General features: G+C 36.5%; 13 protein-coding genes and 1 pseudogene. 6 read left to right on the top strand and 8 right to left on the bottom strand.

The annotated features are described in order from the left end of the window. The first annotated feature begins 37 nt into the window (after positions 1-37). A complete protein-coding gene (locus tag PSR9079_RS18455) occupies positions 38-2,137 on the top strand; it encodes a tetratricopeptide repeat protein (protein ID WP_149982767.1) in 2,100 nt (699 codons plus the stop codon). Next, on the top strand, positions 2,130-2,873 hold the full coding sequence (locus tag PSR9079_RS18450) for a DUF1266 domain-containing protein (RefSeq protein WP_179959218.1): 744 nt from the start codon (positions 2,130-2,132) through the stop codon (positions 2,871-2,873). Before PSR9079_RS18455 ends, PSR9079_RS18450 begins: the two co-directional genes overlap by 8 nt. 394 nt (positions 2,874-3,267) lie before the next feature. Here PSR9079_RS18450 and PSR9079_RS18445 read toward each other — a convergent pair whose 3' ends face one another. Then, the gene (locus tag PSR9079_RS18445; protein WP_149982765.1) at positions 3,268-4,329 is read right to left on the bottom strand and encodes an SMI1/KNR4 family protein; all 1,062 of its coding nucleotides are present in this window, start codon (positions 4,327-4,329) and stop codon (positions 3,268-3,270) included. A gap of 130 nt (positions 4,330-4,459) precedes the next feature. Here PSR9079_RS18445 and PSR9079_RS18440 point away from each other — a divergent pair. Then, positions 4,460-4,795: pseudogene (locus PSR9079_RS18440) on the top strand (hypothetical protein); the annotation flags it as partial. 91 nt (positions 4,796-4,886) lie between these two features. On the opposite strand, the gene PSR9079_RS18435 reads toward PSR9079_RS18440, so the two are convergent. Both PSR9079_RS18435 and PSR9079_RS18430 read right to left on the bottom strand, forming a co-directional pair. After that, positions 4,887-5,390, bottom strand: a complete 504-nt coding sequence (locus PSR9079_RS18435; RefSeq protein WP_149982764.1) for an endonuclease V — start codon at positions 5,388-5,390, stop codon at positions 4,887-4,889. Positions 5,391-5,629: 239 nt separating this feature from the next. After that, positions 5,630-5,986 (bottom strand): ankyrin repeat domain-containing protein, encoded by a 357-nt coding sequence (locus PSR9079_RS18430; protein WP_149982763.1) that lies wholly within the window; start codon positions 5,984-5,986, stop codon positions 5,630-5,632. 240 nt (positions 5,987-6,226) lie between these two features. Here PSR9079_RS18430 and PSR9079_RS18425 point away from each other — a divergent pair, with 240 nt between their 5' ends. Beyond that, positions 6,227-8,335: a TonB-dependent siderophore receptor gene (locus tag PSR9079_RS18425; protein WP_149982762.1), complete on the top strand. Its 2,109-nt coding sequence runs from the start codon at positions 6,227-6,229 to the stop codon at positions 8,333-8,335. A gap of 571 nt (positions 8,336-8,906) precedes the next feature. Here the strand turns inward: PSR9079_RS18425 and PSR9079_RS18420 are convergent. From PSR9079_RS18420 to PSR9079_RS18410, 3 genes are read right to left on the bottom strand one after another with little or no spacing between them, the layout of a single operon-like run. Next, a complete protein-coding gene (locus PSR9079_RS18420; protein WP_149982761.1) occupies positions 8,907-9,905 on the bottom strand; it encodes a radical SAM protein in 999 nt (332 codons plus the stop codon). A 41-nt stretch (positions 9,906-9,946) separates the two neighbouring features. Further along, positions 9,947-10,258, bottom strand: coding sequence for a hypothetical protein (locus PSR9079_RS18415; protein ID WP_149982760.1), 312 nt, complete (start codon positions 10,256-10,258; stop codon positions 9,947-9,949). A 33-nt stretch (positions 10,259-10,291) separates the two neighbouring features. Next, positions 10,292-11,797, bottom strand: coding sequence for an HD domain-containing protein (locus tag PSR9079_RS18410; RefSeq protein WP_149982759.1), 1,506 nt, complete (start codon positions 11,795-11,797; stop codon positions 10,292-10,294). A gap of 457 nt (positions 11,798-12,254) precedes the next feature. Here PSR9079_RS18410 and PSR9079_RS18405 point away from each other — a divergent pair, with 457 nt between their 5' ends. Both PSR9079_RS18405 and PSR9079_RS18400 read left to right on the top strand, forming a co-directional pair. Continuing rightward, a complete protein-coding gene (locus tag PSR9079_RS18405) occupies positions 12,255-13,121 on the top strand; it encodes a lipase family protein (protein WP_149982758.1) in 867 nt (288 codons plus the stop codon). A 10-nt stretch (positions 13,122-13,131) separates the two neighbouring features. Beyond that, positions 13,132-14,217, top strand: a complete 1,086-nt coding sequence (locus tag PSR9079_RS18400; RefSeq protein WP_149982757.1) for a DUF4785 domain-containing protein — start codon at positions 13,132-13,134, stop codon at positions 14,215-14,217. Between the two features lie 578 nt (positions 14,218-14,795). Here the strand turns inward: PSR9079_RS18400 and PSR9079_RS18390 are convergent. Together PSR9079_RS18390 and PSR9079_RS18385 are read right to left on the bottom strand one after the other, a co-directional pair. Continuing rightward, positions 14,796-16,370, bottom strand: coding sequence for a DUF6892 domain-containing protein (locus PSR9079_RS18390; protein WP_149982756.1), 1,575 nt, complete (start codon positions 16,368-16,370; stop codon positions 14,796-14,798). 172 nt (positions 16,371-16,542) lie between these two features. Beyond that, positions 16,543-16,923, bottom strand: a complete 381-nt coding sequence (locus tag PSR9079_RS18385) for a hypothetical protein (RefSeq protein WP_149982755.1) — start codon at positions 16,921-16,923, stop codon at positions 16,543-16,545. Positions 16,924-17,285: the final 362 nt, after the last annotated feature.

Below are 17,285 nucleotides of genomic sequence, written 5' to 3'. Positions count from 1 at the left end.
CTCTATTATTTGTGCCCACAACATAAGAGTAAACTAAATGTACCATTGGATACTATTAGGTATTGAACCAACTAAAGATAAGCGGGCTATAAAATTAGCTTATACGCAGTTACTAAAACAAACTCCGCCAGCCGAATTTCCTGAAGAGTTTAAAGCGTTACGTAAAGCGTATGATCAGGCACTGGAAGAAATCTCAAAAAGTGATGATGATGCAAATGATAATTCAGCTAGTTGGCACGATGCACCACTTAAAGAGTTTCAGCCGCAACTAGATACTAATATTGAAGATAGGCAGGATGAAGTTTTTTCTGAGCCAGCACCTAGCTCAAATCACTATACTGATGATGACGAACCCGTTGAATTTTCAACTATTAAAACAATATCCCAACTCAACCTTGCCTTAACACAGCTTTATAGTGATATTTTAGTTAGGTACAGTTTAGAACAATGGAAAATGTTGTTCGCGGCCCCGATATTTTGGGATGTTAATCAAAGTAATGCGTTGACTGCGAACTTACTCGACTTTTTTTCTAATCACCACTTTTTACCTGAAAATATATGGACATTTTTAGATGACAGTCTAAGTATTTCTGGTGGCTTATCTATCAGTGGCGATGATACTACGCGTCAAATTGCGATTGCTCTATCGCGTTACATAAAAACATTACCAAAAAGAATAAATGACGGCTTAGTGGTAGGTATTTCAGAACATGTTGATTTTAAAAATCTTCAACGCCATCTTGAAATACGTAACTATATTGAAGATAGATGTTTATACGGTACATTGACTTCAGAAGATTTAGAAAATATTGCCGAACAAATTGAACCTGAGTTTAAAACTGACTTTCCCCTTTATGATTATATAGTTAAGTATTTATGGACGCTTAATGCCTATAGCGCCATTAAACGTATTCTCACACCTTTAGCAATTCCAGATACCGAAAAGGACCTTTTAGATTACCAAGCACATGCGGAGTATAAATTAAAAAATTATGAGCTTGCACTTAAGCTGTATATACAGCAGGAGCATAATTGTCGTGATTTCTGCACCAAGGTGATGTTTAAAAGCATTGGTTTATGTTACTTAAAGCTCAATAACTTTGAAAAAGCCTATCTTTATTTAGACGCAGAAACATACGCTGTTGCCGATATGGGACGTGAGGTTGCATTAATTACAGCAAGACGCGGATATATTCGAGAGTTGAGAGCTGATGAAGCTAAAAACGCTATAAAAATTGCGACCTTATTATATGAAAATGGTCGTTATCATGATGCACTCTCCATCACTGAGCAATATAAGAATATTTTTATAGTGCATGCCAACTACTTGCAAGCTCTTTGCTTATGTAAATTAAGCCGTTTTGAAGAAGCCTACTCTGAGTTCTTGTTATTTATTGATTTATATGATGAACGTCAGCTGTGGTTGTGGCCCTTAATTGTTGATTTATCAAGGTATTGCTACGATTTAATTACGTTTGAATTATTCGCCTATACATTACAAAAGAATATCGCTATTCCTAGCGATTTTTATAAAATTGATTTCTTCCCTGGTTCAACAAAACCGCGTTGTTATACAGAGCAAGAAATGGCAATACTTGAGCTTACCAGTGAGCAAGATTCAGTTAGACGCTCATTAGAATCTGTATGGCATACTGAATCACTGCAAATTTTTGCACTGGCGATACTAAATGTTCGTGATCCCGAATTGATCGCTTATACGGATACAAGTGTTGTTGATGATTTTCAGTTGTGTGCACTACATTATGTAAAAGTAAATAAACAATTTATGCTTTACAACCCACGTGATTGTTTAAGGTTTTTAGAGGCCGCATTTGGCCAACAAGACTTTGACACCTGCATTATGTTAGCTGATATAGCGATTAAAGGTTTACGTGCAGCGCCACAAGCATATTATTTTAAAGGATGTGCACTTTTAGAGTTAAATCAATACGATACTGCTTTAGCTGCATTTCAACAAGCAGCACACGAATATAACACTCACCCATACGCCGTTCATTCTTTAAATTCAGCTATTAAGTGCTGTGAAGAGCTTATCGAACAAGGGCTACCTTATGCACCGCAGCGCACGACCTTATGCCAGCAATTGCAAGAGACAAAGGAGAAAGTTGATGCATAATAAACAAGAAGACTTAATGCTGCAAAGCCAATCGTTAACTGATGAGCAAAAGCAATGGTTAATCAGTTTATCTGGCTACTTATCGATGCAAAATGGCTATGCTCTAGATTGTTTATTACATAAAAGCGAGACATACCCATTACAAGCCATTATCAACGGTAATGTAAAGGTATTAAAAAATAGTTATGATATACATAGCAAAGCTGACTTAGTTGAAACGTTGAATGTTTTTACGGATACAGCCCGAAGTGATCAGTTTATGAACAGTTTAATTCAAAGTGTTCGTCATGATTTATATATTGAACACTTTTTTTTAAATCGAAACAACGATAAAAACAGTAATGAATATATGGTTAGTGAATGGGCTGAAAAACATAATGTTTCATTATCTGACTGTGGGATTAAAGGTTTTGATGTGGGTCGTTCTGCCTTTCTATGCCGGTGTGCATATACTACGGGTTTAATTACAGAACAAGAAACTTGGTATTATTTGCTAGTGCTGGGTAAAATTGCACAACAATTATTTACTGATTGGCAAGAGTTTGCCATGAGTCACATATTAGGGCGCTTAACTTGGGTGGGCGTTAAATTAACTAAAGAGGAGGATTTCTCCGATCGTTATCCTAGATCCTTTGAAGTAAAACTAGAGATCAAACGTGATATTGAAGAGTTAATGTCAATTTTAGCTGATGATGAACACCCATGGTGCCAACTAGACTGGACAATAGACTTGTAGCGCTAGCATAGTAATAAAAGCCACTTAACGTGTGGCTTTTATTACAACATGTCAACCCGTACTAGTAACAGAACCAAAGTGATAAAATCTTGACTTTATACGTTAAAGCCCTAGATCTTATAGTCAATTACTTATTGAGTTAATTAATGCTGAGCAATGTAGAGAGCGCTAAAGTAGCGCGAATTGCATTAAATTTGCTTGTTCTAGATTAACTCAAAAGGTAAATTCCATAATATAAACTGTACCAAACCACACACCGCGAGCTGATAGTGTCTCAGCCTAAAAAGCTTGAGCAGTTAAGAATATATTTAAAAAATGATCATGCTGTATTTAAAAAGCTAGTTATATAAAAAGTGTTACAGAGTCTTCTAAAGCAATGACACATTTCATGAGGTTAATCTTCATCATATTGTAGTTTACTAATAAACAGCTCAAAATTTGTAGCAAGTATGGTTATTTTAAAGTCATTTTCTTGATCAACATGTACCACTGTGGGCTCACCCATAGGGCCGCACTCTGTGTAATCTAAGGCAACCAGCTGGTGTCCTGCAGAAGGGCAGTTACAAATATATAGCCCGATATAAGGATAACCCCATTCGTTTCTCATATATTCACTTTCTCCAGCTATAGAGCCTAGCTTGATAAACTCGCTGATACTATAGTTTGTTCGTTTTTCTTGATCGAGTTGAATCAGAGTGTTTTGTGGATAGCCGCCATTTTGTATTTTTATTAACTGTATATAGAGTGTGGGTAGCGTATATCCCAAATTATTCAAAGTATTTTGAATTTCGTCATTGGTTAATGGCTTATCTATATCCGCGTGGTTTTCTTCGCTTTGTTTTTGCCAAAAGTTAGAGTATTTATTAGCATTAGGGGCCTTAACTTCAACGGTGGATTCTTCAGCTGAAGGACGCGGGGTAAGTTTTTCTTGGGTTTGTCGTGCTTTTCGACGCTGTTTATACATCGTTTGCAGTTCACTTTTCTCAATGCCTTTGACATTTGGATCTGCAAGAGAATTGTTGTCTGGTAACGGCTCTTTAGGATGAGACAGTAAAGACAGCTCCTTCAGCTTTAGCGTTAGTAATTGTTCTTCATCACAGGTAGAGCGAGCAGTGTCTAACATATCAAAAGTAAGTAGGTCACGCGCGGAAATACTTGGATCAGCTCTTTGCATTAGTTCAATAAATGTTGATAGGGTTGTTTCCTCATTAAGCTCATCGTCGCTAACCAAATCATAGTCAATATCGAACTGCAGCATAACTTCAAATATAAGAGCTGTAGGCCAAATTTCAATTCCATGTTTACGGCTGGATCTACGAAGATCACGAGGTGTCTGGCGTAAAACTTTTTTGCAAGCTGTACACGCTGCTTTTTCAGCCTTAAGCGGGGTTAACGGATAATAAGCTAAGTGTTGACAAAACTCGCATTTGACTGGAAAAGGGTCTATAAACTGCATCTATATTTTCCTCCTTGTAAAGATGCTTGGTAGTCTATCTAAAAAAATGATTCGTATATAGCTTTGTCTCAAGTCTAAAGATGCATCAAATAAGTTAGGTCGCTTAGAATCAATTATTGTGTGCAGCTTTTTTAAATCAAAACGTAAACAAAGAAAGAAAAACAACCTTCGAGGAATGTTATTCTCAGCAGCGTAAGCTTGAAATATACTAAAGGTGCTTCGCAGTCATGGCTATTATTTACCTCATTGTCGTTGCTATGAAAAAGGCCACCTGAATGTCACGTTATTGATTGCGTTAAAGAATAGAAACGTGCTGTCTAGCTTTAGTCTGGGGGCGCAATAATTCGAAAAATTTGGCTATAATATAAAACTGAGAATCTTTTCAAAAGCACTTCAGCAATTAAATAAGGTTTGCCGTGAGTGCTTGTCGCTTAGATCAAAACTGTATGGCTCTCTCAGGATCTGATCCTTACTATAATAGAATTTAAGGAACAATTAGTTCCCTATATCTAACGGGTATTTACACAGTTTTTACATCCACACCTTTGCTATTCGTTTTAGGTAACAATGCCTCTAGCTAGCTGGTCAACGTATTTTAATAAGGTTGGGTGGCGATTTTTACCATGCATGTGCAGTATGTGTTCTTTTGCTTGTTCAAGATCAATTCCCACACTGCTTATATAAAGAGGATTTTCACTTTTTCCTCGCAAAATTCCAGCTTCTTTTGGTGTATCGACAAATGATCTTTTGGCTACGCCAATAATGGGAATCTGTTGTTCAAGTGCCTCATAAAGGTGCATGCCCAGACCTGGCTTTTGTGCACTACTTAAAGTGACATAGCCATCAACTATGATTATATCTGGTTGAGTATCTAGAGATTTTAGTACGGACAAAATACAAGGTAATTCTCGTTTATAAAACTGCCCCGGTTCATAAGGCGCAATGTCATTAATAGTATTGACTTGTTTTGCTGTTATCTGTTCGTCGGACCAATTTTTAAATAAGATACCGGCAGCAATAGCTGTGTCGTCGTAATATTGGCAGTCAATGGCAAAAATCAAAGTGTACTCCTGTTAGATGTTGCGTAGTGGGTCTATATCAATATCATGGTTTGACTAATGTGAGATACTTAACAGCAATTAGATATACTTTCATTTGAACACCTCTTGTGGCTATATTGAATTGTTAAATCAATATTGGCGTATTATGGTGCCGTTTACACTTGAGGTGTTTATCTCATCATCTAAGTAAGTAACAAAGAGTTAGTCGCCAAGGCATTTTGATAACGCGTGTCTGAAATTTATTCGAAAAACTCGATCCTCATTCTTTCAGAACAAAGTAACTTATATATTTTATCGTTTCCATTTACTTGAGCAAACTCCTCTGGGGTCAATCCTTGGTTATCTTTTGATTCTAATAGTTGCCCACGTTTACAAAAAATACCGGTTCCGGGTAGAAGTGATAATAAAAACCAAATGATATCTTCATCTCCTCGCATAGCAGCATAATATATAGCAGAACGCCCGTTACTGTCTTTTTTAAACATTTCATCATCTATAGCAAGACTTTTATATTCGGAGTATATGAACTGCTTAATTTTGTCTAGGTCCAAATTCTCAATACTTAACATTAATTCTGTTTTGCCTGAAATATTCATATAATTTATTTTATTCCATAATTTGGCTGAAGTTAGTATTTTCGTTTTTCTTTAAATTATATTTTAATAACTTTGTAATATTTATTGCAAGTAGGGTAGCGTTTTTTGCCTTGTTTGTATGGAATTCTAAATGATAACTATTATTGCCTACATCTTCAACTGATTGCCTAGTAGGTTACATTTAAAATTTTTTTGAGTGCAAACTTAATTGATTAAGCTGTGCTATATCTAAGAGATAGAATGAATACAATTAAACGAATCCAAATATCAGCGCTTTCAATTGCGATAAGTGCAATTTTATCACCTTCAGTATACGCAACTACGGCGTCATCAAGCATTGAGAAAATAGCTGTTTCGGGCGTTAGGCAAGCTTTTCGCGGCGATGTGCCTTTAAGTGAACAACCACAAAGTATTGAATTTATATCTGCAGAAAACCTTGATGATGCCGGGGTGACCACACTCACCGATATATTCGACTTAACACCGAGTATCTCTGAACAAAATGATTTTGGTGGATTGTGGGAAAGCTTTGCAATACGTGGTTTAGTAGGTGATGAGAATATTCCTTCAGGCTTTTTAATTAATGGCTTTTCATCGGGTCGAAGTTTTAGCGGCACCCGTGATACCAGTAATATTGATTATGTAGAAGTGATGAAAGGCCCAGGCTCTGCACTTTATGGCCGCTCTGAGCCTGGTGGTACTATTAACATTATTACTAAAAAGCCACAATTTGAAGAACAAGGCTCTGTAAAAGTCAGCGCAGGTAGTTGGCAAAGTTATCGCGGTGAAGGCGACTACACTAATGCAATTACCGAACAACTCGCCTTTAGAGTAAACGGCGCGATTGAAGAAAGTGAAAGCTTTAGAGACTACCACGAAAATAAAAAAACGGTGATAACGCCTTCAATATTATGGTTAATTTCCGACACAACAAAGTTAAATTATGAACTTGAGTATGTCGACCAAAGTGTGACGTTTGACCGTGGTATTGTTGCCGTAGACGGAAAGGTAGATGCATTACCCATTGATACTTTTTTAGGTGAACCAAGTGATAAACCAACAGAGGTTGATGCGATTTCTCATCAACTGACCTTCGAGCACCAAATAGGGCAATGGTCGCTTTTAAATGGGTTTAGCTATAGCGATTCTAAATTTATAAGCGAATCGAGCGATGCAGAACTGGCACCAGGGCGGCAGGTTTACTTTACTGATGGCGAAACTTTAAGTAGACAACATAACGAGCGCGATTTTCAAACTAAAAATATTTCTGCGCGTACCGAGCTTAGTGGCAGCGTAACAGCAGCTGGGTTTACCCACCATTTATTAATAGGTGCCGACGCCAGCAAGTTTGATTTTGACAAACTCTGGTACAGATATCGCCCTACGCTTGAAGATACGCGCTATGCAATCAATATGTATAACCCTGTGTATGGGCAAACAGCACCCGAAGGCTCACTTTTATATAACAGCACTGAAGTACAGCACAGTTACGGGGTTTATATTCAAGATCAAATCGACATCACTGAGCAATGGAAAGTGCAAGTGGGTGGCCGTTATGATTGGTTTGATCAGCAAATAGATAATCATATCAATCAAAGTCAGTCTAAGAGTGACCAAAGTACATTTAGTCCACGGGTTGGTTTAGTGTACGCCTACTCAGACGATATACAATATTACACCAGCTACTCTGAAGGTTTTAGGCCAAACAGCGGTTACGACATAAATGGTGATGCATTTAAGCCGGAATCAACAACCTCTATTGAGGCGGGTATTAAATTTAGCACCGATACCCTAAATGGTAGCTTTACCGTATTTAGCGCCGAAAAAAGCAATATGCTAACTACAGATCTGCAAGCGGGTGTGTCGACTGCGTTAGGTGAAGTAACTAGCGAAGGGGTTGAGTTTGATTTACATGGTAATATTACTGACACTACTTCGTTTGATTTTGCATATACCTATACTGATGCCAAAACGGCAAACGACACCGTTAATACAGATTGGTGGGTAAAGCTGCCAAAAGGTAGCCCATTACTAGGCATTCCTAAGCACAGTGCAAATGCGCGCCTTAAGCGAGATTTAAATGACTTATTCAATTTAAATGCGAGCATTGGTATAGCTGTTCAATATGAAGGTGAGCGTTTAGGTGAAACCATTGATCCTACGTATTACTTACCTTCGTATACGCTGGTGAATCTGTTTGCAACTTACAACGTTAATGATGATGTGAGTGTACAGTTAAATGTAAATAACGTTCTGGATAAAGAATATTACTCAAACTCTTACTCTGCAATTTGGACTCAACCCGGTGAGCCGGTAAATTATAAGCTGAGCTTAAAATATAGCTTTTAATTTATCTTAAAAAGCTTATTTAGCCGTAGGTCGGGCTTTAGCCTGAAAAGTTGTATAGGTATGGTTAATCGTATTTTATTAAACTCGTTAACTCTGTATTTAACTTTTGTCGGGATAAATCCGCGACCTACATTAAAAACCTTATTCAAGGTTTAGCTTGCTGGCGGCAACCAAGGGACGGCTGCCGCCGACCCCTCTCCGGACTCTCTGTAGGGGATGGCTTCAGCCACGAATGATTTAACACTAATGATAGAGTTAACCACCGTAGGCGTTAAGCTTGCTGGCGCGAGTGTAATCTTTGGTTATTGCTCGCTAACTTGAAGTTTTCTAACTCGCTAGCTGTTTTAAAAAACCTTATTCAGGTTTTGTCGCGCTGGCGACCTCAGCCAAAGAGGGGCCATCCATGGCTTAGTTTCACCTTATCGCGCCTCCATGCGCGATATTACTCATCAATTGCTTATTTTTAGGGCGTGATGACGGGGGATTAAATGTTAGGTCTGAATATAGTAATGAAAAATTATAAGGTCAAGTCCTCTTTATTTCTAAATATTGAATTAGATAAAATGGCAATTTAAACTAGTCTGAAATTTAGTTGATCTTCAATTCCTTTGCAATCTGAGTTGAATTGTTCAAATGTGTAGTCTCTTGCAAAATAAGAAAATGATTTTAAATAAAAGTAATCTTCAGATGTTGTATATCTTTGACCAATATATTTTGAAATATCAATAGATGATTTATAGTCAATGGTCGAGCTTAAATCTAAATGAGTAATTCCAGTTATTGGTTGGTGACTAACAGAAGCTCCCAAAACACTTAACGCATTAAGATATGCTTTTATCTTAGTTTGCCAACCGAATACTATTACAGGGCCTACAGAGACACCAGTAATTGCATCTTTATGCTTATCAAGCCAATCTATAGTTGAAGTAATCGATTCTTTGTTTTCACCTGCAAACAATAAGATATTAACTTTTACTTTAATATTATTTCTATATGCTTCTTCAATTACCCTTGATGCTTGCGAGAGGTATTTCTCAGGTCTTTTTGTCTTGTTCATATTTATAAGCTGGTTGAAATTCGCACTTTCTAAACCTAAATCTATGACCTCTAAACCTGCTGACTTTAGTTTTTTGAGATGAGATACTTTGATGCTATCAACACGAGCCTCTGTTCTCCACTTAAAGCTTTGCTTGGTTTGCTGGCGGTGTTTTATTAATTCGTCAATCCACTCTTCTTTCGAAGCAAATAGAGATGCTTCAAAATACAGGTTCATAGGAGTTAGGTTATCAAACAAAATGGTTCTATGCGATTCAGCTACTATTAGTTTAGGGGATTTTAGGTTTGTTAGTCTTTCGTCTTTTTCTTGACAAAAATTGCAACCCATACCACATCCTCTTGAAACCTCTAAATTTGGCTGATACAAATGACGTTCGTGTAGTAGGGAGTAATCTAATTGATTAATAACATTTTCTTTCAACGACTTTAATGGGTTATTTGTAATAAGCTTTAAAATATGTTCTTCAGCTGTACCAGGAAAAATAATATCAGCAAGTGGTATAAGCTCTTTCATTAAAGTGACTTCATCATCTATTACCCATCGACCACCAATAATTATTTTTTTTGAGGTAAAGCCTTTTTTACTAAATTAATAAAACTATTCACCCAACTAACAGCATAAAAGCTAGGTATTGAGATTAAAATAGGGTACTCAGAAGCTAATAACCCCACTGATACTGAAGTGTTAAAAGTATCATTTGGATCATCAAATCCACCTTGTATTTGTATTGACTCAAATCCATTGTTTTTTAAAACAGTAGCTAAAGATAGCAATCCATAGTTTAAATATCTATTTTTTCTATGAATAATATGGTCCGTTTTTTTCGTTATAAGCTGACCAGCACTTATGCAAAATATTTTACTCAACTGTAACCTCCTTATTAGTTCAGATATTAGTAATTACAATTTTAGTAATTCATTCTTACAATTTTCAATTTTTTCCAAAACATTATCAGTTAGACATGCTGAAAATTCAGGAGCAATAAAAACACGAATAAAATACTTTATTGATTGATATCTGTTTAACTTATCGCCACATTCATCGAATCTTTTTAAATTATAATCACCAGAAAAAGTCTTAGCTAATAACTTTATTTCAGTTTTATCGATATCTTTAAATGCATTGTCTGTCATTACATCTACAGTGAAATACTCATTACTAACAACATTACAAATTATTTCTGAGATTTTATTCTCTATATTTTCGCGAAACTCCTTATCTATGTTATCTGTGATTGATTTGTTTGGAGGGAAAACTTTAGCTTCGTATTTTTTTACCCATGGTTTTCTACTATTTAAATCATTTAAAATTTGGAGGCCGATCTCAGGCTTCTCACTTTTAGCTAGGAGTGTTTTTAATTGTTCATTTAAAAAGTAGCTATCAGAGTTTTTCAAATAAAATTTTTGAATAAGAGAAATTTTATCTTCTTCATCAGCATTAGCTGATTCATTGAAACAAAAAATATTTTGTTCATTGCCACTAGATGCGATATTGCAGATAGCTCCCATCATTGATGAGAAAGCCCTATTTGTTTTGTGATAATAAACCTGACTGAATAGATTTGCCCTAGCATTAATGAATTCAGCAATTGAATCTATACAACTCTCTGTATATGCTAAATATAATTTATTATTATCTTCAACTGGTACAATGGACATAAATAATCTATTGTAGTCGTAAACACCACACTTAACGCCAGAAAAATACCCATCTCTTTGTAAATAATCCATTCTATCAGCATCGATAGGACATGAAGAAATAATTGATGTTAACATCGGTAAGATATCTATGACTTTATTATCAATCTTTGTGAATATAGACTTATTTGAATAATTGCTTTCAATGATTTTCATTACATTATTGATATCAATTTTTTCTTTATCTTCAGTGTTGAGACTATCATAAATAGCCCTTACAAAAATTAGTGAAATATGTTCATGCTCAATCTTTTCTCCTTTGATCATGTTAAATAAGTCAGGGAACTTTGAACCTATATGCTTTTTTAGGTATGTTTTTGAAGGTAGAAATGAATCAAATTGATGTGACATTGGTCCATGACCAATATCATGGAATAATGCAGCTAGTCTTAATTCCTGAATGTTAATATTGGACAGCTTTCCCATAGATGTGAATAAACATTGATTTTTGTTCTTTTTAGCAAAGCGGTAAGAGTTTAGCTGTAAATGTTTAAGTATCTCATAAGATAAACTCATAACACCTAGAGAGTGTTCAAACCGTGTATGCATAGCCGAAGGGAATACTTTATATAAAAACGTATTTTGTTTAATAGTCCGCAATCGTTGAAATAAAGGATGGTCTATACACTTAACCTCCAAATCAGTTAATCTTATTATTCCATGGATGGGGTCAAGAATTTTACTTACGAGTTGTGTATCAAAATCCATATCTATGCCTTTTTAATTATTACAAATAGAGCCAACTTTTTTATCTTGGCTTATCTATTAATTTAAATACTACTAACTGTTCAAGCTATTGTATTACTTATTTCTTTGTATAATCCAATATCACACATGCGCTCTACAAACTCAATTACATTTATGAATAAAAAATGAACGTGCTGTAATTTTCTTTCTGCCTCTTTGTTGTGATCTTCTCCTAAAAGGTAGCCAGCTTATATCTTCATTATTGTTTTATCTTTCTGTGTGTGGCTTTGTTGAGAAGGTCACCATCGCGACTCTTTCATTTTAATTTGACCACAAAACCAATAGTTTGTAGTGAAAAAGTAAACAAAAGTTAATTTTATGTATGTGTTTTCTTGCGTTCGTTCCTTTTTGGTCTATTTTCTGATCGGAGGTCACACCTCTAATCTGATAGATATAAACACAAAGAACAGGAACACGCATGAAAATAAAAACACGCTTATTGATGCCGGCTTTAGCGCTGGCGGCGGGCTTGAGTCAAGGCGCTTTTGCTGCGCAAGGAGTCGCATTTGTACATGGCACTGGCCAGCAAAGTGATGCATATAATGATTATTGGACGGGCAGCTTTGTTGATACGGTGCGCCAAGGTCTACCTAACACCAATAACTACACGGTTATTAATTGTGATTTTGAGCAATACATGTGGGCTGACGGCGCTGTTGGTTGCTTAGCCGAGCAACTCACCACATTTATTAGCAATAAAAATATTACTGAGTTAACACTCATTACTCATTCTAACGGCGGCAATGTTGTGCGTTGGATTTTGTCTAACCCGACATGGGATAGCCGTTTTCCTAATATCATTAATAAAGTGACGCGCACAATTGCACTGGCACCTTCGAGTGGCGGTACGCCGCTTGCTGATGCGGTCGTTGCTGGTAACTCTTTTGAGCAAAGTTTGGGCTGGCTGCTCGGTTATGGCAACGATGCAGTGAAACAACAGCAAGTATCTTGGATGGCGTCGTATAACGCACAGTGGCTTAACGGCACACCTAATCGGCCAAGTTTACCCTCTCGCTTTGAAACCGTTGTAGGTAGTGACGTTGAATCAGCCGTTTGGGACAGCGATAGCTATTGCGGCGGATATCAAAACCAAGTGGCACTTGAAGTTACGCAAAATTGGTTAGACAGCTGTTCAGATGGCTTCTTAAATTGCAGCTCTCAGTCGTTAGCGGGGGTAGTGTGGTTTACAGATAAATCACGCACCCAAGGCAGTGAACCTTTAAGTCACCAGCAAAGTCGCCGCAATTGCTTTGGCTTATCAGACATGCTTAAAAATCGAATTTAGGAGCCAGACAATGATCAAAAAGTTAACCAAACTATGTGTTGCTATGATGCTTGTAAGCACAGCGGCGAATGCGAATGAGCAAACGGTATACCAATTTCCACAAGTGCAGTCTGCGCCTGTTTCGCAACTACAAACACTTGAAAAAGACAGCGTTGAGTATTGGCAGCATGTTTCAGGAAAAGAGTTAAAACGCGGCGTGCCAGTATTTGTTAATCAAGCTGATAACTTTATTCGTATCGCGCCGAAAGCGCGCTTTGATAGCGGTGAAGTGTTTAAGCCTCATGATTTACAATTAGATGAGTTATCGGTGCGCGATGCGAATTCGCGGCAGTTGCCAATCCAAGCGATAGTGGCACGTGAGCAAATGCAAAATGCTGGATTTAGTGATGGTAGCATTGGGCTTAAGTTAGGCCAAGTCAACGGCAAGGCTATGTTAAAAACAAGCCAGGCCCTCAATGACAATGACACCTATTTAGTGCACGTTATTGAAAAAGGCTCGCGCAATGCGCTACATGCCAAAAGCCAGTTTAAATTAAAACAGCACCAACAACGTTTGGCCATGCAGCTTAGTATGGGGCAAAAGCGCTTTAAAGATAACGATGTGCAACTAACGTTATTTGCTCCTGATGGCGAGCAACTTGCTGTAGGTTATGAAAACGGCGAGGCGGTATTTGCTTATCCGCTTGAAACCATTGGTGCAGCGAAAGGGTATTATGAACTCGAGGCAAATGTTAAAACGAAAATAAATGGGCAAATTGTAAAGCGCTCTATAAAAATGCCTTTTGTACACAGTGCGCAAACCATTACTATGGATACTGCCAAAATTGCATATTTAGGGAACAGCCAGTATCAAGCACAGGTTCCGGTGCAAGTGACCGACGCTGGACGCTTCGCTATTCGCGCGACACTGACCGGAAAGGGGAGTAAAGGAGAACGGGTAAAATTGGCTACGGTAGAAGTTGCTAAGCAGATAGATAACTATAGTAACTTCATGATGCCGTTTTCTGTCGCTAAAACAGCTAAAGCCCCATTTGAGCTCATTAATATTGAATTAACAGATCAAACAAGAATGTTAAAGTTTGCCTCAACCCAATAAGATTTTATAGTGATAATTCATAGGGTCAGCTTTAGCCTGACCCTATGAATTTCTTACTCCTTAAAGATGTTACAGTCTCTATCAGCACTGCGATGAAAACCGTCATCCCAAGCAATATAGTCACTAATTTTATTTTGGCTTTTTCGGTTTGCGTAAGCTTTTTCTATTGTATAAAATTTAAGGTTCTCTAAAATTAGGTGTGAATTTTGTAAATATCGAACACAGTAACTGATGTTAATCATATCTAAAATAATTTGCTTACCGGTCTCAATATCTAAGCTTGGTATACGCCCTTGTTCAATATCAATAACGAGTTGTAATGTTGAAGCTGCGCCTAAACTAAAGGTGATGAGCTGAGGTGAATCAAATTTTTCATATACATAGCGCTCATAATCATCACGAATACAGTTATCATTACCGTCTAGGGTTTTGTAGTCATCAGGATGTTCCGGTGGTAAATCTGGGGTTAGGTAAAATAAATCTATAATTAAAAGGCTTAGAATGACTTCTAAGCCTTTTGTATTTGATGTCTAAAAATATAATTATCGATTTACTGTGATCAATAGCATTATTAATAGTTAAACATCCTGTTCAGTTAATTGGATCTGGCGTTCTTTAAAACTGCTAATTAATTTTTTTGATGGATTACTGTGCTCTAAACCGATGACTTGTTGTAAGTTAGGCAGCAGTGGCAAGTCTTTTGCTGCTTTATTGCTTACCTTTAACACCTCATCTCCACAGCCTGGATCCCAAAATGGCCATATCTGAGCATAAACATCTGCGCCGCCATCGACACCGCAATCTTGTGTCAACGAAGTGACTTTCGCTAACAATTCCTCAGAGATATCAAGCCCTTTAAAATAAGCCAGTGCCTCTGGTATAACTTCATACCCTTCTTGCTCTTTATCAATTTCTCGCAGGTGGTATTGGGCTATAAACTGGGTAAGGTCAAACTTAGGGGTTAATAAATTTTTGTTATACATCAGCTCTTCGATAACAAGTAACTTAAAATGCAGGTCGCTGAATTTGATCTTAGGCGTTTTATTAATAGGAAATACTTTGGGGGGGGGTTTAAGGGCTAAAGTCTGTGCGATAAGTTGATCAAGATGTACTTTTGTTTTACTGTCTGGAGTAAGTTTTGAAAGATTCTCTAAAAATGTAATGGTATTATTTTTTACCATTAAAATTTTAGCAGCCTTGTTATAGCCCGCATTTATAAAGGCAATAGGGTCATTTTCAATATTTGCTATTTCTTGGTTATATTCTTTAACTCGTTTTTTGATAACCTGAGCATTGTAGTTACCTTCATTTAATTTTTTTATATAACCCTTTATTTCGGCAATCTTAGTTTTTGGAGTTGGATAAATACCATAGCCATTTAATATGCCTTGAGTTATAAAGTAATCAAGCTGCTCCTCACTCCAATGTGGAATATGAGTTGAAAGTATCTTTAAGACCTCTTTTGATTTTTTGTATAACAAGTCGCTTTTTTCGGTATAAAAACCAATCATTTCGCTAACTAAAATATAGAGTAGTAAATCACGATTTTCATCGTTTTGTTCGCTACATACAATGTCATTAATTAATTGTGTATATTGCTCTAATGGGTCTGAAGCTGATGGTAATAAACTGATTAGAAGGTTACTGGTATCTTGGTAAGGATAAGTGCGTAAAAACTTAAATGCTAAGTTGCCACCAATACGCTTTAAGTCGTCATATCCTTCACTGTGATAAGAAGGATGACAAAAATATAAAGAAATTAAATCACTCACCATCTTCCTTAAATCACCGTCCTCTGCAGGTGTTGGGTTTTGGATCAGTTGAGTGTTGGTCTCAAGTAACAGCTGCTCTATTTCACTCTCTAATAACTCTGTGTGCGTAAGTAAAGCATGATGAGATTTTTTGTCAAAAATAACTTTATAATCTGATGAACTAAATAGCTGTAAAAAATAATATAATTTCGCAGGTTGGCTTTGACCTTCACGAAATAATCTTAATTCTTTAATTAGTGATGAATAAAGTTGTAAAAGCGTTGTTTGATCAAAGACGTCTTTCCATTGACGGTTTATCTTATCTTTTAATGACTTGTTTAATTTTTGTGTATTTAAATCCAGTTCATCCAAGTCAGGAATAAACGTTTTAAAAAATGACATATAGATACTCATTAATAAAAATAAAAAGGCTGTTTTTAATTTCACAGAAAAATAGTTTAGATATTAAATAATCATAACTTATCTCGGGAGTAAAAGTAATTGTTAGTTATTTTGGTAATAGGTGGCAATATAGAAATTAAAATATGTATTTTTCTGTATTGATATAGAAACTTTATTCAGCCTGCACCTCCGTACCTATTAGGTCGTCAATATAAGCGAGTTCTTCGCTAAAAATACCATTAATAAATGCACTTTGTTCACTCATTACAGCGTCATTAGGTTGGGCTTGGAAGTCTTGTTGGCATCTGACAAGTTCGTTGACTAACCATGGGCATTTGTCGGTTGCCGTGGTTATTGCTGTTTTTAAAAAAGAGGGCCATTTTATTTTTTGTAAATTAAAGCGGTAAAGCGTGACGGCGATATGACTATACGCTTGTTGCTCAAGAGATGGTGGGTTATCACTATTTGCAGTATCACTATTTAGCAGCTTACTACTGATAAGTGCTTGTTGCAGAGCGACTTGTTGTGATTTACTTAAAAAAATCGTTGTCATAATGCGTCGGAGGCCTTGGTTGCAATTAAAGATGGCATTTAATAGGAAGGTTAAGCAAGGCGTTTCATGACTCATGCAGCACCTAAAATGCAGCAACAGTGATAGCAAAATTGGGCTGACTCTTTACTGAATTAAGCAAATACAATTGTAATCGGGTGGATGATTTTAAACCGTAATGCCATAAATAGACACCATACATACAGGCCGTGTTATGTTTTTGATTAACTTTATAAAAGCAATAACTTACTAAACCCATATACAACTATATGGATGCATAAATTAGAACTGTGCATGGGGGAGCTAGCAAGCACACTTGCAGATTATAATAAGCTATTGTTTAACTAATATCAGCTCAGCAATAG

The sequence above is a fragment of the Pseudoalteromonas rhizosphaerae genome, from assembly GCF_902498845.1.
GTDB lineage: Bacteria > Pseudomonadota > Gammaproteobacteria > Enterobacterales > Alteromonadaceae > Pseudoalteromonas > Pseudoalteromonas rhizosphaerae.
This window is presented reverse-complemented; position numbering and strand designations above follow the sequence as displayed.